Here is a 21,122-nt window from a genome sequence, read left to right on the forward strand (position 1 = left end):
GGGGAGGAGTCCGCCTTCCCTTGACGATATGTCGGTGGGTCCAGCTATATTGAATACGTCGAACGCATGTTCGACAACGGTGATCCGGTGATGTTCGAGGGAAGCGAACATCCCCGGATCACCCACCCGAGTCACGGGGAGGTGAGTGATGGTCGTGCCACAGGTTGCCGACGGGGGAGCAGGGTTCGGACGTCGAGGCTGCGTAACGCGTCCGGTGTCCTCGCGGGCGGCGACGATGCTGCGCCGGGCCGACGAGTTGCTGTCCGAGGCCGCCGGGACCCGCGACGCCGCGGAACGCTTCCAACTCGCCTACCTCGCCGCGCTGCGGGGAGCGGGGGCCGTGCTCGCGGTCGCCGAGGTTCGCGCCGGTCAGGTGGTCCGGCGCGCCCGGACCCGAAACGCGTGGGTGCTCATGGCGAAGGCGGATCCGGGATTCGCGCGCTGGGCGTACTTCTTCGCCGACCGCTCCGAGACCCGGGCTGCGATCGAGTCCGGCATCACACGGACGCTGCCGGCCGACGAGGCCGACAGGTTCTACGGCGAGGTCGGGTCGTTTCTCCACGAGGTGGAGGATTGTCTCTCCGATCGTGTGACCGTTCCCGAGTGAGCGCGGGACCTTCGGCGCCGGGCCGCGGGGACGTTCGGAAGCCCGTGCGGGACTCCGTGTCGGAGTTGGTGGTCCAGCGCATGATGTACTCGTATTATGAGAATCAGGCGGCCGTCAAAGTCGGCCCCCCGTCGTTTCCACCGGAGGAATCGGCGGCCACCGTTTTAGTGCCGGGGGAGGTACCGTGCCACTCTCCGAGCACGAGCAGCGCATGCTCGATCAGATCGAGAGCGCGCTCTATGCTGAGGATCCCAAGTTCGCCTCGACCGTCCGAGGCAGTCGGTTGGGCATGGCAGGCAGCCGTCGACGGCTGCAGGCCGGTGCGCTGTTCGTAGTGGGTCTGGCGTTGTTGATCGCGGGTGTCGCCCTGCCGGTGAAGCCGGGCGGGTTCCCGATCATCAGCCTGCTCGGCTTTCTTGTGATGTTCGGCGCGGGCGTTCTGCTCCTCGTCGGAGGTCGGCGCGGAAAGCCGCTCGGTGATGCTCCTCGCGGGGGCGGATCCGGTTCCGGGCAGGGAACCCGGGCCCGAGGGAACCGCAAATCCACCGGTGGGTTCACCCATCGGATGGAGGAACGCTTCCGGCGGCGTTTCGAACAGGAATAGCTGCGAGTTCGCCCACGAGTAGAAGGCAGTCCGCGAAACGGCGCGACCCCATGTAAAGGGGTCGCGCCGTTCGTCGTCTCGGGGATGCCGCGACGTGCGTCACGTGCGTGCCGGGCGCGATGCGCGCATCGCCCCGTATTTACCCCTCGGATTCACCCCACCCGACTCCTCCCACATCGCCCCACCGAGCTGCGGGACGCCTCCGAGTCGGTCCGGAGCGGTCGCATCGACCTGGGGTTTTCCGGTGTCGATCGGAGCCGGCCGGGGACGCGCACGGCCGGTGGCTGCCGCGGAGACCTGCCGACCCGAAAACGCCCCACTCCACCCCACCTCCGTTGAGCAGCGATTTCGGGTGAAACGCCCGGCGATTCGGGCCCGTAATTGGTTGAACGTGGGGCAAAGTGGGGTACTGTGGGTCGCGGCGGAGCGGCTCGGGTTGCCCCGCCGGAGACGAATGGTCCGGCCGACTAGGGCGGGGGGTGGCGAGTGTTTCTCGGCACCCATACCCCGAAGTTGGATGACAAGGGTCGGCTCACGTTGCCGGCGAAGTATCGAGACGAACTGGCGGGAGGGCTGATGATCACCAAAGGGCAAGACCACAGCCTGACCGTGTTTCCGCGCGACGAGTTCGCGGCGCTCGCGGAGCGGGCCGCTGCCGCGTCGCGCAGCAATCCGCAGGCGCGCGCATTCCTGCGCAGCCTCGCGTCCGGCACCGACGAACAGCGACCCGACGCGCAGGGCCGGATCACGCTCTCCGCGGCACACCGCAAGTACGCCGGGCTCACCAAGGACTGCGTCGTGATCGGGGCGATCAAGCACCTCGAGATCTGGGACGCGACGGCGTGGGAGACCTACCTCGCCGAACACGAAGAAGAGTTTTCGGAGGCGAGGGACGAGGCGCTGCAAGACATCCTGTAAACCGCTGCTTCGGTCGCGCGGCGAGTGCCGCGAGGCCTCTGCCCGAGGCCGACCCTGACGCACTTCCCCAGCGCCAGGTTCGGCAACGGAGCCCTGACGCACTTCCCCAGCGCCAGGTCCCCGAATCGGACAGAGACCTCGATGCATTCGCCGCCCGCGTATCGGCACGCCGACGACCGTCCACCGATCGAACCCCACGTCTCGATTCGTTTCCCGAATCGACCGAACAGGAAGCGCAGGAAACATGGTGGACGGCGAGGACGACGCGAAATCCGGTGCAGCCGGTGACGTCCCCGCCGAAGGTTTCGCGCATGTTCCCGTGCTGCTCGAACGCGCCGACGAGCTGCTCGGTCCGGCGATCGAGGCGATGGGCCCCGGTGGTGAGGGTGCCGTGTACGTCGACGCGACCCTCGGTCTCGGCGGGCACTCGGAGCACTTCCTGCGTACCTACCCGGGATTGCGTCTGATCGGTCTCGACCGCGATCCGGACGCCTTGGCCATCGCGAAGGCGCGCCTCGCGCCGTTCGCGGACCGGACCGATTTCGTCCATACCCGCTACGACGGGATCGCCGACGCGCTCGAAGAGTGCGGACTCGATCGGATCGGGTCGGTCCACGCGATCCTGTTCGATCTCGGGGTGTCCTCGATGCAGCTGGACGAGGCCGGCCGGGGCTTCGCGTACTCGCAGGACGCGCCGCTCGACATGCGGATGGACCCGACCGTCGGCATCACCGCCGCCGACGTGCTCAACACGTACAGCCACGGCGACCTCGCCCGCATCCTCAGCACCTACGGGGAGGAGCGGTTCGCGGGGAAGATCGCCTCCGAGATCGTGCGGACGCGCGAGAAGACGCCGTTCCGGACCAGCGGGCAGCTCGTCGAACTGCTCTATCGGACGATCCCGGCCGCGTCGCGCCGCACCGGCGGTCATCCCGCCAAACGCACGTTCCAGGCGCTGCGGGTGGAGGTCAACGCCGAACTCGACTCGCTCCGGGCCGCTGTGCCGGCGGCTCTCGACGCGCTCGCCGTCGGCGGGCGCGTGGTGTTCATGTCGTACCAGTCCCTCGAGGATCGGGTGGTCAAGGCGGAGCTCGCTCCGCGCTCGAAGTCCCGGAGCCCCGAGGGGCTGCCCGTGGAACTGCCCGGGATGGGACCGGAACTGAGAATCCTCACCCGGGGTGCGGAGAAGGCCTCCCCACAGGAGGTGGAGCGCAATCCACGCTCGGCGCCCGTACGCCTGCGTGCCGCAGAACGAATCGCCAGGAGGTAACCGATGACCGTTCAGGTGGCATCCCCGCTCCGTCGTTCGGCGCGATCCACGGCGGCGCAGCGCGCGTACCAGCGGCGGAACCAGCGCGCCGCCCACCTCGGTGTGACCGGCGAGTCGCGGGGCGCGACCACGGCGACGCAGCAGCCCACGGTGGCGACCCGGATCCCGTTCGTCGCAACGATCCTCGCGCTGCTCGGCGTCGGCATGGCCGTCACGCTGCTGCTGACGACCCGCGCGGCGGAAGACTCCTACCAGCTCAGCGCCGCCCGGGCGCACAACGAGACCCTGCGGCAGGAACGCGCGGTTCTGCAGCGCGACGTGGAAGCCGGGAACTCGGCGCCCGTGCTCGCGGTGAAGGCCGCCGAACTCGGCATGATTCCGACCGGGGAGGTCGCGCGCCTGGTCGTCGGTGAAGACGGCTCGGTCCGGGTCGTGGGGACGCCGACCGCGGCGAACGGCGCACCGGCGGCGCCGTTGAACGCCCCGACCGCGGCCGACCGCACCGGGCCCGCGCCGCTGGCCGGCAGTGCGGGAACCGAGAATCCGCGGCCGCTGTCGCTGGGTGGTGACCGATCGGAGAACCCGGCCCCGGTGCCGGCCCCGGCACGGGCGGAAGCCCCCGCGCCCGCGGTGGCACCCGCACCTGCACCGGCAGCCGCACCTGCGCCGACGGAGCCCGCCGCCACGCCGGAGACCGGTAATGCGGCCGTCGCGCCGCCGCAGGCGGAACAATTGATGCCCGTGAACCCGACGACGCAGTCCGAGGACGGGCGCCGGTGAGCCGAGGCGCTCAACCTCGCAGGCCCTCGAGCAGCCGCACACCCGCACCCCGCCGCCCGGCCCAGGCCGGACGTGCGGGGTCTCGCCGGACTGCGGCCGCGACGTACACGACCGAATTCGGATTCCGGAACAGGATCGGGCGCGCCGCCATGTTCGGCGCCCTCGGGCTCACCGCCGCGATGCTGCTGTGGGTTCAGGTCGTGCAGGCCCCGAGTCTCACCGCGGAAGCGGCGAACCAGCGCACGACGCGTCTGGTCGAACCCGCCACCCGGGGGACCATCGCCGATCGCAACGGGGCCCCGCTGGCCTACACGATGGAAGCGAAGGCACTCACCTTCCAGCCGCAGCGCGTGCGCGCCGAACTCGACGAAGCACACGCGAAGGACCCGTCGAAACCGGAAACCGGCGAATACCTGAAGGGCGTCGCGAAGACGGTGCACGAAGCCCTGGGCGACGCCGCACCCGAGAAGGACGTGCTGGCAAAGCTCGAGAGCGACGAAACATTCGTCTACCTCGCGCGCGGCGTCGATCCCGGGGTGGCCGCGGCGATCGTCGACGAGTACGACAAGGTCGGCCTCGAACGCCAGGACATCCGCCTGTATCCGGGTGGGTCCCTCGGCGCGAACATCGTCGGTGCGACCGGCTGGGACGGTCACGGCCTGCTCGGCCTCGAATCGTCGATGGATTCGGTCCTGGCCGGCACCGACGGTTCGTCGACCTACGACCGGGGATCCGACGGAGCCGTGATCCCCGGCAGCTGGCGCGACCGTCAGGCCGCCGTCGACGGGTCGGCGGTCGAACTGACCATCGACGCCGACATCCAGTACTACGTCCAGCAGCAGGTGCAGCGTGCGAAGGAACTGTCGGAGGCGAAGAACGCGTCCGCGGTCGTCCTGGACACGCAGACCGGCGAAGTGCTCGCGATGGCTAACGACGGCACGTTCAATCCGGCCGTCGGCATCGACAAGCAGCCCGACGCGCAGCTCGGCAACCTCGCGGTGAGCTCGCCGTTCGAACCCGGCTCGGTCAACAAGATCATCACCGCCGCGGCCGCCATCGAGGACGGGGCGACCACGCCCGACGAGGTGCTGCAGGTACCCGGCTCGATCACGATGGCCGGCGTCAGCGTCAAGGACGCGTGGGACCACGGGGTCGTGCCGTACACGACCACCGGTGTCTTCGGGAAGTCCTCGAACGTGGGCACGCTGATGCTCGCCCAGCGGGTGGGGGAGGACCGTTTCGCACAGATGCTCGAGCTGTTCGGGCTCGGTCACCGCACCGATGTCGGATTGCCGGGCGAGTCCGACGGCCTGGTCCCCAGCCGGGAACAGTGGTCCGGCGGTACCTTCGCGAACCTGCCGATCGGGCAGGGACTGTCGATGACGCTGCTGCAGATGGCCGGGATCTACCAGACCATCGCCAACGACGGCGAACGCATCGCACCGCGCATCGTCCGCGCGACGATCGCCCCCGACGGCACCCGAACCGAGACACCCCGACCCGAACCGGTCCGGGTCATCGGGGCGCAGACTGCCGCCACCGTCCGGGACATGTTCCGCTCCGTCGTGCAGGACGACACCGGCAACCAGCGCGGCACCGGCACACCCGCGGCGATCGAGGGCTACCAGATCAGCGGCAAGACCGGCACCGCCCAGCAGATCGACCAGAACTGCAAGTGCTATTCGAACTCCGAATACTGGATCACCTTCGCCGGAATCGCCCCGGCCGACGACCCGCGGTTCGTGATCGGGATCATGCTCGACGCGCCGAAGCGCAGCGCCGACGGCAGCGGTGGTCAGTCCGCGGCACCGTTGTTCCACAACATCGCCGCATGGATGTTGCAGCGTGAGAACGTGCCGCTGTCGCCCGACCCGGGCAGCAAGCTGATCCTGCAGGTCGACTGAGCGGTGACCCTGTTCGAACGGCGGTGCCGGTGTCGGTAACGTGTCACGGCGGGAAGCGTCCCGTCACCGCGGACGAACAGCGACCGGCAGGCCGCTGCGGCAGAGCGAGAGGAACCTGGTGCCTGTGCCCCCGAGTCCGGATCCGTCCCCTCCCACGGAGGGGCTGAGACCCGAACATCCACCGGCGACTCGGCTCCGGGAGCTGGCAGACGCGGTCGGCGCCCACCACACGATCGTGGTCCCGGACGATTACGGGGGCACCGCCGATCCGGCGGACACCGTCACCGGCATCGACCTGCGTGCCCAGGCCGTGCAACCCGGCGACCTGTTCGCGGCGCTTCCCGGAGCCCACGCGCACGGCGCCCAGTTCGCCGCGACCGCACTCGAACGCGGCGCGGTCGCGGTGCTCACCGATTCGGCGGGACGCGACCTCGTCGCCGCGACGGTCACCGCCCCCACGCCCGTCCTCGTGCACGACGACCCGCGGTCGGTGCTCGGTGCGGTCTCCGCCGCCGTCTACGGCCACCCCTCGCGCCGGATGCAGGTCATCGGCATCACCGGCACCTCCGGCAAGACCACCACCGCGTACCTCGTCGAAGCCGGGCTGGTCGCCGCCGGCCGCTCCACCGGGCTCGTCGGGACGGTCGAGACCCGCATCGCGGGCCGTCGCGTCCCCAGCGCGCTCACCACCCCCGAGGCACCGCAACTGCACGCGCTGTTCGCCGCGATGCTCGAACGCGGCATCGACACCGTCGTGATGGAGGTGTCGAGCCACGCCCTGGCTCTCGGCCGGGTCGGCGGCGTCGGATTCGCGATCGGCGCGTTCACCAACCTGTCGCAGGACCACCTGGACTTCCACAAGGACCTCGACGACTACTTCGCCGCGAAGGCCCTGCTGTTCGCCGCGGGGTCGCCGCACAGCGCGGCACGGGCCGTGGTGTGCGTCGACGACGAGTGGGGTGTCCGGATGGCCGAGATCGCTCGCGCCGCCCACCCCGGCCCCGCCGACCCGAGCGCTGTCGCCACCGTTGCCACGTCCCCGACCGCACCGGCCGCGGACTGGACCGCGACCGCTGCGACCGCCGAGACCGACGGCTCCCAGTGCTTCACCCTGACCGGACCCGACGGCACCGCGCACCGGGTACGGGTTCGGCTGCCCGGCCACTACAACATCGCCAACGCCGCCCTGGCCACCGCGGTGTGCGCCGCCGCCGGTGTCGACCCGGACACCGCCGCCGAGGGCATCGCGTCGGTGTCGGTCCCCGGCCGGGTCGAACTCGTCGACCGTGGCCAGGACTTCCTGGCCGTCGTCGACTACGCGCACAAACCGGCCGCGCTGGAAGCGGTGGTCGCCACCCTGCGGGGCCGCAGCAGCGGACGCATCGCGGTGGTCGTCGGTGCCGGGGGGGACCGCGACCGCGGCAAACGCGCCCTCATGGGCGCCGCCGCGGCCCGCGGCGCCGAACTCGTCGTCGTCACCGACGACAACCCGCGCACCGAGGATCCCGCGACCATCCGCGCGGCGTTGCTCGACGGAGCCCGTTCGGTGCCGGACGCCGAACGCGGCGAGATCCTCGAGATCGGCGACCGCGCCGCCGCGATCGAAACGGCGGTCCGCTGGGCCCGCCCCGGCGACATCGTGCTCGTCGCCGGCAAGGGACACGAGCGCGGCCAGGAGATCAACGGGGTCAAGTACCCCTTCGACGACCGGGAGGTGCTGGCGGACGCTCTCGAGCGTCTCCGGGCCCTGCGCCCGGCACACGCAGCCGACGAATCCGGCCGGAACGGCACGGGCGTCACCCGAGATGGAGGAACAGCATGATCCCGATGACCCTGGCCCGCATCGCGGAGGTCGTCGGTGGGACCCTGCACGACGTGGACGACCCGTCGACGGAGGTGACCGGCACCGTCGAGTTCGACTCGCGGCGGATCGGCCCGGGTGGGCTGTTCCTCGCGCTGCCCGGCGCCCGATCCGACGGACACGACCATGCTGCTGCGGCCGTCGCCGCAGGTGCGGTCGCCGTGCTGGCCGCCCGGCCGGTCGGCGTCCCGGCGATCGTGGTGCCCCCGGTTCCGCGGACCGAGACCAACTCGCTCGCCTTCGAACACGACACCGACGGCTCCGGCGCGGCGGTCCTCGCGGCCCTCGGCCGGCTCGCGCGGGCCGTCGTCGACGACCTGACCGCCACCGGCCTGACCGTCGTGGGCGTCACCGGGTCCGCCGGCAAGACGTCGACCAAGGATCTGCTGGCTGCGGTGCTGGCGCCACTCGGCGAGGTCGTCGCCCCACCCGGATCGTTCAACAACGAACTCGGCCATCCGTGGACGGCACTGCGCGCCACCCGCGACACCCGCTACCTGGTGCTCGAGATGTCGGCGCGCGGCCCCGGCCACATCGCGGCCCTGGCCGCGGTGGCACCCCCGCGCATCGGCGCCGTGCTCAACGTCGGCACCGCGCATCTCGGCGAGTTCGGATCGCAGGAGGTCATCGCGCAGACCAAGGGTGAGCTCGTCGAGTCGCTGCCGTCGGTCGCCGACGGCGGTGTCGCGATCCTCAACGCCGACGACCCCCTGGTCGTGAAGATGGCCTCCCGCACGAACGCCCGCGTCGTCTTCGTCGGCAGCAGTCCCACGGCCACGGTGCGCGCCGAGAACGTGCACCTCGACGACTCGGCGCGCGCGTCGTTCACGCTCGTCGTCACCGATCCCGACGCCGAGGGCGGCCGGCGCAGCGCCGACGTCACGCTGGCCGTGCACGGCGAGCACCACGTCGGCAACGCGCTGACCGCCGCCGCGACCGCCCTCGAATGCGGCGCGACCCTCGAACAGATCGCGGCCGCGCTCGGCGGTGCCGCGCCCGTGTCGGCGCACCGCATGGCGGTGCGGACCCGCGCCGACGGTGTCACCGTCATCGACGACGCCTACAACGCCAACCCCGATTCGATGCGGGCCGCGCTCAAGGCGCTGGTGACCATGGCACGCGCCGGGGACACGCCGCGGCGGACGTTCGCGGTGCTCGGCGAGATGGGGGAGCTGGGCGACGACTCGGTCGTGGAACACGACCGCATCGGCCGCCTCGCGGTGCGCCTCGACGTCACTCGGATCATCGCCGTCGGCGCGACGCGCCCGGTCCGCGGCCTCTTCCAGGGCGCGGTGATGGAAGGATCCTGGGGCGAGGAAGCCAGCCACGTTCCGGATGCGGACGCGGCGATCGCACTTCTCGAAGACGAACTCGAACCGGGCGACGTCGTCCTGGTGAAGGCGTCGCAGTCGGTCGGCCTGTGGTCGGTCGCGGACGCGGTTCTCGGTGCCGGAACCGGGAACACTGATTCTGGTGTGGAAACGGAGGCTGCACGGTGAGACAGATCCTTTTCGCTGCCGGCATCGCGCTGGCGGTGTCGATCCTGCTCACGCCGGTGCTGATCAAGGCGTTCACGCGGCAGGGCTTCGGCCAGGAGATCCGCGTCGAGGGGCCGCAGAGCCATCAGGCCAAGCGTGGCACCCCCACGATGGGTGGCGTCGCGATCCTCGCCGGCCTGTGGGCCGGGTACTGGGGATCGCATCTGATCGGTCTCGGATACGACGCGGAGGGCCCGACCGCGTCCGGTCTGCTGGTGCTGGGCCTGACCACCGCGCTCGGCGGCGTCGGATTCCTCGACGACTTCATCAAGATCCGCAAGCAGCGCAACCTCGGACTGAACAAGACCGCCAAGCTGGTCGGCCAGCTCATCGCCGCGGTCGCGTTCGGCATCCTCGCGCTGCAGTTCCGCAACGACAGCGGCCTGACCCCCGGCAGCACGCATCTGTCCTACGTCCGCGACATCGCCACGGTATCGATGGGCTCGGTCGTCTTCATCCTGTTCGTGTACCTGTTGGTCAGCGCCTGGTCGAACGCGGTGAACCTGACCGACGGCCTCGACGGTCTCGCGGCCGGCTCGATGAGCCTGGTGCTCGGCGCCTACGTCATCATCACGTTCTGGCAGTACCGCAACTCCTGTGTCGCCGAACCGGGCAAGGGCTGCTACGACGTGCGTGACCCCCTCGATCTGGCGCTGCTGTGCGCGGCCGGCGCCGCGGCCTGCATCGGGTTCCTGTGGTGGAACGCGGCCCCGGCCAAGATCTTCATGGGCGACACGGGTTCGCTCGCGCTCGGAGGCATGCTCGCCGGCCTGTCGGTCACCACCCGCACCGAGCTGCTCATGGTCGTCATCGGTGCGCTGTTCGTCGCCGAGGCCGCGTCGGTGGTCATCCAGGTGGCCGTGTTCCGGTCCAGCCGCAGGCGCGTGTTCCGGATGGCGCCGTTCCACCACCACTTCGAGCTCGGAGGCTGGGCCGAAACCACGGTCATCATCCGGTTCTGGTTGCTCGCGGCCATCGCCTCGGCCGTCGGCATGGCCCTGTTCTACAGCGAATATCTATCGGCGATCGGGGACTGACGCGGTGACGCACGAACTGGAATGGCTGCGCGGGACCCGGGTGCTCGTCGCGGGCGCCGGGATCTCCGGACGTGCCGTCGTCACCCCGCTCACCGACCTCGGGGCGCAGGTGACGGTCACCGACCGCAACGCCGAGGCCCTCGAACGCTGCCGTGAACTCGGCGCCGACACCGTCGGTCTCGACGAGCTCGTCGCCGAGGCCGAGGCACATCCGGAGGCGCTGCGCCGGTTCGCGCTCGTGGTCACGAGCCCAGGGTTCGCGCCCGACGCGCCGCTGCTCTCGCACGCCGCCGGTGCCGCGGTCCCGATCTGGGGCGACGTCGAACTGTCCTGGCGGATCGACCGCGCCGAGATCTACGGTCCGCCCCGCCGCTGGCTCGTGGTGACCGGAACCAACGGCAAGACCACCACCACGATGATGCTGCACGCGATCCTCGAGGCCGCCGGTCTGGCGTCGGTGGCCTGCGGCAACATCGGCCTGCCGATCCTCGACGCGCTGCGGCGCACCGAGCCGCGCGCCGAGGTCCTCGCCGTCGAACTGTCGTCGTTCCAGTTGCACTGGGCGCCGTCGGTGCAGCCCGAGGCAGGGGTCATTCTCAACATCGCGGAGGACCATCTGGACTGGCACGGCGGCATCGAGGGATACATCGACGCGAAGGCCCGCGTGCTCACCGGCACCGTCGGGGTGCTCGGCCTCGACGATCCGATCGCCGGGGGCCTGCGCGACCGGTCCCAGGCCGTCGTCACCGTCGGATTCACCCTCGGCTACCCGCAGCGCGGGGAACTCGGCATCAGCGGCGATGTCCTGGTGGATCGCGCCTTCGCGGATTCGGCCGTGTTGGCGGCCGTCGCCGACGTCTCGCCCGCCGGGCCCGCCGGGCTGTCCGACGCGCTGGCCGCCGCGGCGCTCGCCCGGTCGATCGACGTACCGGAATCCGCGGTCCACGACGGCCTGCGCCGCCACCGGGTCGGGCCGCACCGCGCCGCGCCCGTCGGTACCGTCGACGGCGTCGAGTACGTCGACGATTCCAAGGCCACCAACCCGCACGCGGCGCGCACGTCGCTGCTGGCGCGCGAGAGTGTGGTCTGGGTGGCCGGTGGGCTGCTCAAGGGTGCCCAGGTCGACGACCTCGTCGCGGAGGTTGCGCCGAGGCTGCGCGCGGCGGTGTTGATCGGCCGTGACGCCGACCGGATCGCCGAAGCGCTGGCGCGACACGCCCCGCAGGTCCCCGTCGTCCACGTCGACACGCGCGACGATGGATCGGTGACCAGCCCCGAGTCTTCCGGCGCCGTGCGCCGGGTCCCGTTGCCGGGTGCCGACGGCCCCGCCGCGATGCAGGTCGTGGTGCGCGAGGCCGCGGCGCTGGCGTCGCCGGGTGACGCGGTGCTGCTGGCCCCGGCCGCGGCGTCGCTGGACATGTTCGCGGACTATGCCGAGCGCGGCCGCAGCTTCGCGGCGGCCGTCGAGTCGCTGCAGGGCGTCGAACAGCAGGGTTCCGAACAGCACGGGGGCGGGTCGGAGGGGTGACCACCACCGCGCCCGGCGGTTCGCCGGCATCCACCCAGACCGCCGCGACCGCGCGAGGCCGCGTCGGGCAGTGGATGGCCCGGCCGCTCGCGTCCTTCCACCTGGTCGTCACGATCGCGGTGCTGCTCACCGTGCTCGGCCTGGTGATGGTGCTGTCCTCGTCGAGTGTCGAGGCGGTCGCCAGCGACGGATCCGCCTACGGTCTGTTCACCTCCCAGGTGATCTTCGCGATCCTCGGTTTCGTGGTGTTCTACATCGCGCTGCAGGTGCCGGTGCGGATGCTGCGCAGGTTGTCGTTCCCGGCGCTGGCTGCGACCGTCGTGATGCTCGCGCTCGTGCTCATCCCCGGCATCGGCACCGAATCGCAGGGCACGCGAGGCTGGTTCGTCATCGCCGGCATCTCCATCCAGCCGTCCGAGCTGGCGAAGATCGCGTTCGCGGTGTGGGGCGCGCACCTGCTCGCGACGCGCCGCGGCGAACACAGCACGCTCAAGGACATGCTGGTCCCGCTGATCCCCGCGGCGCTGCTCGTGACCATTCTGATCGTGCTACAGCCCGACCTCGGCACCACCGTCTCCCTCGCGATCATCGTGCTGGCCCTGCTGTGGTTCGCCGGCCTGCCGCTGCGCGTGTTCCTCGGGATCGTCGGCACCGCAACCGCACTGGCGGTCGTCCTCGCCCTCACCGCCGGATACCGCTCGGCGCGTGTGCGAGCGTTCCTCAACCCCGGCGAGGACCCGCAGGGCATCGGCTACCAGGCGCGGCAGGCGAAGTTCTCCCTCGCGGACGGCGGTATCTGGGGCCGCGGCCTGGGACAGAGCCGCGCCAAGTGGAGCTATCTGCCCAACGCGCACAACGACTTCATCTTCGCGATCATCGGCGAGGAACTCGGCTTCCTCGGCGGGGTCGCGGTCATCGGCCTGTTCGGTCTGTTCGCGTACGTGGGCCTGCGCATCGCGATGCGCTCGGTCGATCCGTTCCTGCGGCTGCTCACCGCGACCGCCACTACCTGGATCATCGGGCAGGCGTTCATCAACATCGGTTACGTCGTCGGACTGTTGCCGGTGACGGGCCTGCAGCTCCCGCTGGTGTCCGCCGGCGGTACGTCGACCGCGACGACCCTGCTCATGTTCGGGTTGATCGCGAACGCCGCACGTCACGAACCGGAGGCGATCGCGGCGCTGCACGCCGGTCAGGACGGCCGTTTCGGCCGGTTGCTGCGCCTCCGCAAACCGGAGGCGTACCTGCCGATCCGGGCGGCGGCGACGCGGGCGCCCGGACCCCGGCGCGGCTCCGCTCCGGCTCGGGGCCGGGCCGAGCGCGACACGAAAGCGCGCGCTGCCGACCGGCGCACGGGCCGCACCCGTGCTGCGAACGACACCCAGCGGGGGACCGGCCGCACAGCCGAGGACCGGACGGCCAAGGGACGCACAGCTAACGACCGCACGGCGAACGGCGGTCGTCGATCGAACGCCGCTCGCAGGTCGAACGGCGACGGCAGAGACCGAAGAACCGGAGAGCGAGGAAATCGTAGGTGAGTGGGGAGCAGTCCGCCCTGTCCGTGGTGGTGGCCGGCGGGGGCACCGCCGGGCACATCGAACCCGCCCTGGCGGTGGCCGACGCGATCCGGGCGCTGGTACCCGATGCGACCGTGACGGCGTTGGGCACCGAACGCGGCCTCGAGACGAAACTGGTCCCGCAGCGTGGCTACCCCCTCGAACTGATCCCGCCGGTCCCGTTGCCCCGCAAGCCCACGATGGACCTGCTGAAACTGCCCGCCCGGGTGATCGCGTCGGTACGGCGCACCCGCGAGGTCCTCGACCGGGTCGACGCCGATGTCATCGTCGGCTTCGGCGGGTACGTGGCTCTGCCGGCCTATCTCGCTGCCGGTTGCGGCCGTCGCCGCATCCCGGTCGTCGTGCACGAGGCGAATGCCCGCGCCGGCATCGCCAACAAGATCGGTGCGCTGCGGGCGTCCCGGGTGCTCGCGGCCGTCCCGGGCTCGGGCATCGTCCGCCGCGGTGACGCCGAGATCGTCGGGATCCCGGTCCGCGCGTCGATCACCGGCCTGGATCGGGCGGCGTTGCGCGCCGAGGCCCGCCGGCACTTCGGGCTTCCCGCCGAGGGACCGGTGCTGCTGGTGTTCGGCGGTTCGCAGGGCGCACAGTCGCTCAACGCCGCAGTCTCCGGGGCCGCCGCCGAGCTCGCCGCAGCCGGGATCTCGGTGCTGCACGCGCACGGTCCCAAGAACACCCTCGACGTGCCCGAACACCCCGATCACGACCGATTCCCCTACGTGGCGGTGCCGTACCTCGAACGCATGGATCTGGCGTACTCCGCGGCGGACGCGGTGATCTGCCGATCCGGTGCCATGACCGTCGCCGAGGTGTCGGCGGTGGGGCTGCCGGCGGTGTACGTGCCGCTTCCGCACGGCAACGGCGAGCAGGAACTCAACGCCCGTCCGGTCGCCGCGGCCGGGGGTGGGATGATCGTCTCGGACGCCGACCTGACGCCGGCGTTCGTGGTGGACTCGGTGATCCCGCTTCTCGCCGACGTGCAGCGGCTCACCGAGATGGGGCGCCGCGCCGCCGGAGCGGGACACCGCAGCGCGGCAGACGAAGTCGCCCGGATCGTGCTCGACGTGGCCGGTGCGGGCACGAACAGGAGTGATCGATGAGCGAGCAGCTACCCGCCGAACTGGAGCGGGTGCACATGGTGGGGATCGGCGGAGCCGGAATGTCCGGCATCGCGCGGATCCTGCTGGCTCGCGGCGGCCAGGTGTCGGGATCGGACGCGAAGGAGAGCCGCGGAGTGCTGGCCCTCCGCGCGCGGGGGGCTACCGTCCGCATCGGGCACGACGCGAGCGCCCTGGACCTGCTCGAGGGTGGACCGACCGCGGTGGTGACCACGCACGCCGCGATCCCGAAGGACAATCCGGAACTGGTCGCGGCGCACGAGCGGGGCATCCCCGTGCTGCTGCGCCCGGCGGTGCTCGCCTCGCTGATGCGCGGACACCACACGTTCCTGGTCTCCGGCACCCACGGCAAGACGTCGACGACGTCGATGCTGGTGGTCACGTTGCAGCACTGCGGGTTCGATCCGTCGTTCGCGGTCGGCGGCGAGTTGAACGAGTCCGGCACCAACGCCCATCAGGGCAGCGGCGACGTGTTCGTCGCCGAGGCCGACGAGAGCGACGGATCGCTGCTGCAGTACGAGCCGAACGTGGTGATCGTGACGAACGTCGAGGCGGATCACCTCGACTTCTTCGGCACCCCCGAGGCGTACACGCAGGTGTTCGACGACTTCGTCGGCCGGATCGCGCCCGGTGGGCTGCTCGTGGTGTGCCTGGACGATCCGGGTTCGGCGGCACTGGCCCGCCGCGTCGTCGAGCGTGACATCCCGGGACTGCGCGTCGCCGGGTACGGCTCGGCCGACACGATCGGCACCGGCGACCACGCCGACGGTGTCCCGGTCGCGGTCCGGCTGGTCGCATGGGAGGCCAAGGACGTCGGCGGTGTCGCCGAATTCCACCTCGCCGGCGAGGACGCCCCGCGCACGGTTCGGCTGTCGGTACCCGGCCGCCACATGGCCCTCAACGCGCTCGCGGCCCTGGTCGCGGCGCTCGAGGCCGGCGCCCCGGTCGACGAGGCCATCGAGGGCCTGGCCGGATTCGGTGGCGTGCACCGGCGTTTCCAGTACAGCGGCCGTGAGCACGGTGTGCGGGTGTTCGACGACTACGCCCACCATCCGACGGAGGTGCGGGCCGTGCTCGCCGCCGCCGCGGAACTCGTGGCAGGCGAACCGCTGCGGTACGCCGAATCCGGCACCGAACGCCCCCGCGTGATCGTCGTGTTCCAACCGCACCTGTACTCGCGGACCGAGACGTTCGCCGAGCAGTTCGGTTCGGCGCTCGACCTCGCGGACGAGGTGGTCGTCCTCGACGTCTACGGTGCGCGCGAAGAACCGATCCCCGGCGTGAGCGGCGCCCTGGTCGCGCAGGCGGTGTCCAAGCCGGTGCACTACCAGCCGGATCTGTCCCTGGTGCCGCGTCAGGTGGCACAGCTGAGCCGCCCCGGCGACATCGTCATCACGATGGGTGCCGGTGACGTGACGATGCTCGGACGGCAGATCCTCGACGCGCTGCGCAGCAAGCCCGGCCGGTTCCGGTCGGGTCCGGTCGACGGATCGGGGTCGGGCCGCCCGTGACCGAGACACCGACCCGGTCCGCCCGGCGACGCACGACACGCGCGGCCGCGCGGCGGCCTTCCGGCCGGTCGGTCCGGCTGCGCACGGTGCTCATCGGTGTCGGCGTGGTGATCGGCGTGCTGGCGATCATCGCGGTCGCGTGGCTGTCGCCCCTGCTGTCGGTGCGCACGGTCGAGGTCGTCGGTGCCGAGACGATTCCGCGGGAGGACGTGCTCGCGCAGCTCGCCGTCGCGGAGGGAACCCCGCTGCTGCGGGTCGACACCGCCGCCGCGGCGCAACGCGTGGCGGAGTTGCCGCGTGCCGCGGAGGTGCGGGTGCAGCGCGTCTATCCGTCGACCGTGCGGGTCACCGTGACCGAACGGGTCGCCGAGGTGTACTTCGAGGCGCCCGACGGGACGCATTCGGTCGACGCCGAGGGTGTCGACTTCGCGGTGGAGCCGCCGCCGATGCAGACACCGCGACTGGTCACCGCGACCCCCGGTACCGGCGATCCGGCGACCGTGGCGGCGCTCGAGGTCCTCGGCGTGTTGCCTCCCGAGCTGCGGTTCCAGGTGACGGAGGTGGCCGCGGCGTCCCCGACGGACATCTCGCTGACCCTGCTGGACGGCCGGGTCGTGGTGTGGGGTGGAACCGACCGGTCGGACCGGAAGGCGGCGGTCGTGACCCACCTGCTCACCCAGCCGGGACAGACCTACGACGTGGCCGCTCCGGACCTGCCGACGGTGCGGTGACGTGATGCGCGGAAATTCGTGGCGAGTCGTCGGCGCGTCTGCTGGCATATGGCGGTCGCAGTGCCATAGCGTTTCGCCTCAGTCCGGTTACTTGACATAACCTTCAACCTGTGGTTGAGGGTTTGCCCGGTAGCTCAACATGTACGAGACATCGATCGATCGAAGCGTGACCCGAAACCAGGAAGGCGAGAGCCCATGACGCCCCCGCACAACTACCTCGCCGTAATCAAGGTCGTCGGTATCGGCGGTGGCGGCGTGAATGCGGTCAACCGCATGATCGAGCAGGGACTCAAGGGAGTCGAGTTCATCGCCGTCAATACCGACGCGCAGGCTCTCCTGATGTCCGATGCCGACGTCAAGCTCGACGTGGGACGCGAACTGACCCGCGGTCTGGGCGCCGGCGCCGATCCCGAGGTCGGCCGCAAGGCCGCCGAGGACCACAAGGACGAGATCGAGGAGGTGCTCAAGGGCGCCGACATGGTCTTCGTCACCGCCGGTGAGGGCGGTGGCACCGGTACCGGTGGTGCACCCGTCGTCGCCAGCATCGCGCGCAAGCTCGGTGCGCTGACCGTCGGTGTCGTGACCCGGCCGTTCTCGTTCGAGGGCAAGCGCCGCGGCAGCCAGGCCGACACCGGCATCCAGACGCTGCGCGAATCGTGCGACACGCTCATCGTGATCCCCAACGACCGGCTGCTCCAGCTCGGCGACGCCGCCGTCAGCCTCATGGATGCGTTCCGTTCCGCGGACGAGGTGCTGCTCAACGGTGTTCAGGGCATCACCGACCTCATCACCACCCCGGGTCTGATCAACGTCGACTTCGCGGACGTGAAGGGCGTCATGTCGGGCGCCGGCAGCGCCCTCATGGGCATCGGTTCGGCGCGAGGGGAGGGCCGGGCCATCAAGGCTGCCGAGGCCGCCATCAACTCGCCTCTGCTCGAAGCGTCCATGGAAGGCGCCCGCGGCGTGCTGCTGTCCATCGCCGGTGGCTCCGACCTCGGTCTGTTCGAGATCAACGAGGCGGCCTCGCTCGTGCAGGAAGCCGCGCACATCGACGCCAACATCATCTTCGGCACGGTGATCGACGACTCACTCGGCGACGAGGTCCGGGTCACCGTCATCGCGGCCGGATTCGACGGTGGGACCCCGGCCCGACGCCCGGTCGAGGCACCCGCCCAGCCGGCCGCCCGTACCGGCACGATCAGCCCGGCTCGCGCGGGGGAACTCGGCCGCAGCGAGCGGGCCGAGGAAGCCGTCCGTGAGCCGGCGCCCACCGCCGGCGCCGGAGCCGTCGGCGCGCCCGGCAGCGTCCAGCCGCGTCCCGTGCCCGTCGACGACGAGGACGGCGACGACGACGTCGACGTGCCGATCTTCATGCGACGGTGACGGTGTCGCAGAGGACGCTCCGCGCACGCAGGGTCGTCACCACGCGTGCCGGCGGCGTGTCCGCACCCCCGTACGACTCGTTCAACCTGGGCGACCACGTCGGTGACGACCCGGCCGCCGTCGACGCGAACCGCCGCCGCCTCGCGTCGGTGATCGGGCTGCCGTTCGAGCGGTTCGTGTGGATGGAACAGATCCACAGCCGCAACGTCACCGTGGTGGACGGTCCGGTCGACGGCCCGGTGCCCGCCACCGACGCGCTGGTCACCCGCGAGGTCGGTCTCGCCCTCGTCACCCTCAGCGCCGACTGCGTGTCGGTGCTGCTGTCCGACGAGGAGGCCGGCGTCGTCGCCGCCGCCCACGCCGGCCGGATCGGGGCCCGCATCGGGATCGTGCCCAAGGTCGTCGAAGCGATGGTCGATCTCGGGGCGCGCCCCGAGCAGATCGGCGCGTTCCTCGGACCGGCCGCGAGCGGCCGTCACTACGAGGTTCCCGCGGCGATGCGCGACGACGTCGAAGCGCACCTGCCCGGCAGTGCCACCCGCACCGTGAAGGGCACCCCCGGCCTGGACCTGCGCGCCGGCCTGCGTCGCCAGCTGCTGTCGCTCGGCGTCGCCGCGGTCGCCGAGGACCCGCGGTGCACCATCGAGGACACGATGCTCTTCAGTCACCGGCGCTCCGCCCCCACGGGCCGGCTCGCGTCGGTGATCTGGCTCGAGGAACAGCCGTCGGAGCACCCCGAATGAGCGAAGACGGAGCCACGGACGCTCGGCGCGCCGAGCTCGCCGAGGCCCTCGCCGCGGTGTGTGCCCGACTGGACGAGGCGGCCCGGGCCGCCGGCCGCGCGCCCGGCGACGTGGCCCTGCTGGTGGTGACCAAGTACTTCCCGGCCTCCGACGCGATCCTGCTGCACGAACTCGGATGCCGATCCTTCGGCGAATCCCGGGAACAGGAGGCCACGCCGAAGATCGCCCGGTTCCGTGAATCGGTCACCGACCCCGGCGTCGCCTGGCACATGATCGGCCGCCTGCAACGCAACAAGGCGCGCGCGGTGGCCCGGTGGGCGCACACGATCCATTCGGTCGACAGCATCCGGCTCGCCGACGCCGTCGCGGCCGGAGCGCGCGCCGCGCAGGAGTCCGGTGATCGCACCACACCGATCCGGGTATTGCTGCAGGTCAGCCTGGACGGCGACCCGCAGCGCGGCGGGGTGGTCGCGGCCGATCTGGAAGCCTTGGCGGCCGCGGTGGCCGGCGCGGACGGGCTGGAACTGGCGGGGTTGATGGGGGTGCCGCCGCTCGGCTGGGACCCCGACGCGGCGTTCGAGCAACTCGCGCGCCTGCACGAGCAGGTCCTCCGGAACCACCCGGAGGCGACCGAACTGTCGGCCGGAATGTCCGGTGATCTCGAGCAAGCGGTTCGGTGGGGTTCGACATGCGTGCGTGTCGGAACCGCGGTGTTGGGCCGACGACCGTTAGCCTGATCTTCAACCGCCGCGCGAGGGAAGGGCGATCGATGAGCACACTCCACAAGTTCAAGGCCTACTTCGGGATGGTGCCGCTCGAGGACTACGAGGACGACTACCTCGATGATCCGGCGAGCGTCCGCCGTGAACGCGACCGCGAACGTGAGTACAACGATCCGTCGTATTCCGGTGGATACGGTCCCTCGCACCGGGACGAGTACCCACAGTCGCGTCGGGACGAGCCCGTCCACGACTTCCCTCAGGACGATTTCGATCGGTACGAGGCGCCGGCCCGCCCGGCACGGGTCGAGCCGATCTCCGCGCGCGTACCGCGCGCTGCTGCTGCTCCGAATCGCGCTCCCGGCCGATCCTCGCTGGCGGGGGAGTCGCGACTCGAACGCACCGAGGCGCGCCGCGGTGCCCTGTTCGACGAGGGAGGCCCGTTGTCGAAGATCACCACTCTGCGCCCGCGCGACTACAGCGAGGCCCGCACCATCGGGGAGCGGTTCCGAGACGGCACCCCGGTCATCATGGATCTCGTCGAGATGAGCAACGCCGACGCGAAGCGACTCGTCGACTTCGCGGCCGGGCTGGCGTTCGCGCTGCGCGGCTCGTTCGACAAGGTCGCCACGAAGGTGTTCCTGCTGTCGCCGGCCGACATCGACGTTTCCGCCGAGGAGCGCCGGCGCATCGCCGAGACGGGCTTCTACAGCCAGCAGTGACCGTCGGCGAGGCGGACCCCGGTCTGCGAAACGCCCGGCGCACGGTGCAGATCACCGTGCCCCGGGCGTTTCGGTTTTGATGGATCCGTCTTCGTCGGGCAGAGTGGGCGGGTGGCCGTATTCGAGGTGCTCTGGTTCCTGCTCTTCATTTTCTGGCTCCTGTTGATCGGGCGAATCATCGTCGAGTTCATCCGAACCTTCGCCCGGGACTGGAAACCGACCGGTTTCGTCGTCGTCGTACTCGAAGCGATCTTCACGGTCACGGATCCGCCCGTGAAGCTGCTCCGGCGACTGATTCCCCCGCTTTCCCTGGGGGGCGTGCGGCTCGATCTGTCGATCATGGTCCTGCTGTTCATCGTCTATTTCCTGATGGCGTTCATCCCGCGCGGAGGCATGGCCTGATGGCCGACACCCGCGTTGCACAGGCTGCGCCGACGCTGCTCTGTGCCAGAATGGAATGCCATATACAGTGGGGTCGATACGCGTGACGCATTGCAGGTATCGACAACACTGTGCTTTCGGCAGGGTCGTCGAAACCGACGGAACTGCGGATATACACACGACTGCGCAT

At 70.7% G+C, this 21,122-nt stretch carries 19 protein-coding genes; all 19 read left to right on the plus strand.

The window, feature by feature from the left end; translation table 11 throughout:
• The first annotated feature begins 214 nt into the window (after positions 1–214).
• The 19 genes from M1M07_RS06740 to M1M07_RS06830 all read left to right on the plus strand — a co-directional run bounded on the left by M1M07_RS06740 (position 215) and on the right by M1M07_RS06830 (position 20,953).
• On the plus strand, positions 215–607 hold the full coding sequence (locus M1M07_RS06740; protein ID WP_248673638.1) for an SAV_6107 family HEPN domain-containing protein: 393 nt from the start codon (positions 215–217) through the stop codon (positions 605–607).
• 184 nt (positions 608–791) lie between these two features.
• Entirely contained in the window at positions 792–1,211 is a 420-nt protein-coding gene (locus M1M07_RS06745; protein WP_197254121.1) for a DUF3040 domain-containing protein, read from the plus strand.
• 486 nt (positions 1,212–1,697) lie between these two features.
• The gene (gene mraZ, locus M1M07_RS06750) at positions 1,698–2,129 is read left to right on the plus strand and encodes a division/cell wall cluster transcriptional repressor MraZ (RefSeq protein WP_068160088.1); all 432 of its coding nucleotides are present in this window, start codon (positions 1,698–1,700) and stop codon (positions 2,127–2,129) included.
• Between the two features lie 244 nt (positions 2,130–2,373).
• Positions 2,374–3,399: a 16S rRNA (cytosine(1402)-N(4))-methyltransferase RsmH gene (rsmH, locus tag M1M07_RS06755; protein WP_197254123.1), complete on the plus strand. Its 1,026-nt coding sequence runs from the start codon at positions 2,374–2,376 to the stop codon at positions 3,397–3,399.
• 3 nt (positions 3,400–3,402) lie between these two features.
• Positions 3,403–4,179 (plus strand): hypothetical protein, encoded by a 777-nt coding sequence (locus M1M07_RS06760; RefSeq protein ID WP_231611088.1) that lies wholly within the window; start codon positions 3,403–3,405, stop codon positions 4,177–4,179.
• A 134-nt stretch (positions 4,180–4,313) separates the two neighbouring features.
• The gene (locus M1M07_RS06765) at positions 4,314–6,083 is read left to right on the plus strand and encodes a penicillin-binding protein 2 (protein ID WP_248673673.1); all 1,770 of its coding nucleotides are present in this window, start codon (positions 4,314–4,316) and stop codon (positions 6,081–6,083) included.
• A 235-nt stretch (positions 6,084–6,318) separates the two neighbouring features.
• On the plus strand, positions 6,319–7,905 hold the full coding sequence (locus M1M07_RS06770) for a UDP-N-acetylmuramoyl-L-alanyl-D-glutamate--2,6-diaminopimelate ligase (protein WP_248673639.1): 1,587 nt from the start codon (positions 6,319–6,321) through the stop codon (positions 7,903–7,905).
• On the plus strand, positions 7,902–9,443 hold the full coding sequence (gene murF / locus M1M07_RS06775; RefSeq protein WP_197254127.1) for a UDP-N-acetylmuramoyl-tripeptide--D-alanyl-D-alanine ligase: 1,542 nt from the start codon (positions 7,902–7,904) through the stop codon (positions 9,441–9,443). Before M1M07_RS06770 ends, murF begins: the two co-directional genes overlap by 4 nt.
• Positions 9,440–10,519 (plus strand): phospho-N-acetylmuramoyl-pentapeptide-transferase, encoded by a 1,080-nt coding sequence (gene mraY / locus M1M07_RS06780; protein ID WP_197254128.1) that lies wholly within the window; start codon positions 9,440–9,442, stop codon positions 10,517–10,519. The genes murF and mraY overlap by 4 nt, the downstream gene beginning before the upstream one ends.
• A gap of 4 nt (positions 10,520–10,523) precedes the next feature.
• Positions 10,524–12,047, plus strand: coding sequence for a UDP-N-acetylmuramoyl-L-alanine--D-glutamate ligase (gene murD, locus M1M07_RS06785; protein WP_197254130.1), 1,524 nt, complete (start codon positions 10,524–10,526; stop codon positions 12,045–12,047).
• Between the two features lie 74 nt (positions 12,048–12,121).
• A complete protein-coding gene (gene ftsW / locus M1M07_RS06790; RefSeq protein WP_248673674.1) occupies positions 12,122–13,585 on the plus strand; it encodes a putative lipid II flippase FtsW in 1,464 nt (487 codons plus the stop codon).
• Complete coding sequence (gene murG / locus M1M07_RS06795) at positions 13,582–14,724, plus strand: undecaprenyldiphospho-muramoylpentapeptide beta-N-acetylglucosaminyltransferase (protein WP_248673640.1); 1,143 nt, start codon at positions 13,582–13,584, stop codon at positions 14,722–14,724. The genes ftsW and murG overlap by 4 nt, the downstream gene beginning before the upstream one ends.
• Positions 14,721–16,253, plus strand: a complete 1,533-nt coding sequence (gene murC / locus M1M07_RS06800; RefSeq protein WP_197254134.1) for a UDP-N-acetylmuramate--L-alanine ligase — start codon at positions 14,721–14,723, stop codon at positions 16,251–16,253. Before murG ends, murC begins: the two co-directional genes overlap by 4 nt.
• 77 nt (positions 16,254–16,330) lie before the next feature.
• Positions 16,331–16,984: a cell division protein FtsQ/DivIB gene (locus M1M07_RS06805; RefSeq protein ID WP_197254158.1), complete on the plus strand. Its 654-nt coding sequence runs from the start codon at positions 16,331–16,333 to the stop codon at positions 16,982–16,984.
• Between the two features lie 195 nt (positions 16,985–17,179).
• A complete protein-coding gene (gene ftsZ, locus M1M07_RS06810) occupies positions 17,180–18,367 on the plus strand; it encodes a cell division protein FtsZ (RefSeq protein WP_197254136.1) in 1,188 nt (395 codons plus the stop codon).
• Positions 18,364–19,110 carry a peptidoglycan editing factor PgeF gene (gene pgeF, locus M1M07_RS06815; RefSeq protein ID WP_248673641.1) on the plus strand — a complete coding sequence of 249 codons (747 nt, stop codon included), beginning with the start codon at positions 18,364–18,366 and terminating at the stop codon, positions 19,108–19,110. The genes ftsZ and pgeF overlap by 4 nt, the downstream gene beginning before the upstream one ends.
• On the plus strand, positions 19,107–19,847 hold the full coding sequence (locus tag M1M07_RS06820; protein WP_197254170.1) for a YggS family pyridoxal phosphate-dependent enzyme: 741 nt from the start codon (positions 19,107–19,109) through the stop codon (positions 19,845–19,847). Before pgeF ends, M1M07_RS06820 begins: the two co-directional genes overlap by 4 nt.
• A gap of 32 nt (positions 19,848–19,879) precedes the next feature.
• Positions 19,880–20,551: a cell division protein SepF gene (locus M1M07_RS06825; protein ID WP_197254171.1), complete on the plus strand. Its 672-nt coding sequence runs from the start codon at positions 19,880–19,882 to the stop codon at positions 20,549–20,551.
• 111 nt (positions 20,552–20,662) lie between these two features.
• Positions 20,663–20,953, plus strand: a complete 291-nt coding sequence (locus M1M07_RS06830; RefSeq protein WP_072813817.1) for a YggT family protein — start codon at positions 20,663–20,665, stop codon at positions 20,951–20,953.
• Positions 20,954–21,122: the final 169 nt, after the last annotated feature.

The organism is Rhodococcus sp. HM1 (assembly GCF_023218075.1).
Taxonomy (GTDB): Bacteria; Actinomycetota; Actinomycetes; order Mycobacteriales; family Mycobacteriaceae; genus Rhodococcus.

Bases quoted from the DNA above. Each gene is read 5' to 3' on its own strand.
- rsmH (WP_197254123.1), top strand. From the start codon at position 2,374: ATGGTGGACGGCGAGGACGACGCGAAATCCGGTGCAGCCGGTGACGTC.
- murF (WP_197254127.1), top strand. From the start codon at position 7,902: ATGATCCCGATGACCCTGGCCCGCATCGCGGAGGTCGTCGGTGGGACC.
- ftsZ (WP_197254136.1), top strand. From the start codon at position 17,180: ATGACGCCCCCGCACAACTACCTCGCCGTAATCAAGGTCGTCGGTATC.
- M1M07_RS06760 (WP_231611088.1), top strand. From the start codon at position 3,403: ATGACCGTTCAGGTGGCATCCCCGCTCCGTCGTTCGGCGCGATCCACG.
- ftsW (WP_248673674.1), top strand. From the start codon at position 12,122: ATGGCCCGGCCGCTCGCGTCCTTCCACCTGGTCGTCACGATCGCGGTG.
- M1M07_RS06825 (WP_197254171.1), top strand. From the start codon at position 19,880: ATGAGCACACTCCACAAGTTCAAGGCCTACTTCGGGATGGTGCCGCTC.
- murC (WP_197254134.1), top strand. From the start codon at position 14,721: ATGAGCGAGCAGCTACCCGCCGAACTGGAGCGGGTGCACATGGTGGGG.
- M1M07_RS06820 (WP_197254170.1), top strand. From the start codon at position 19,107: ATGAGCGAAGACGGAGCCACGGACGCTCGGCGCGCCGAGCTCGCCGAG.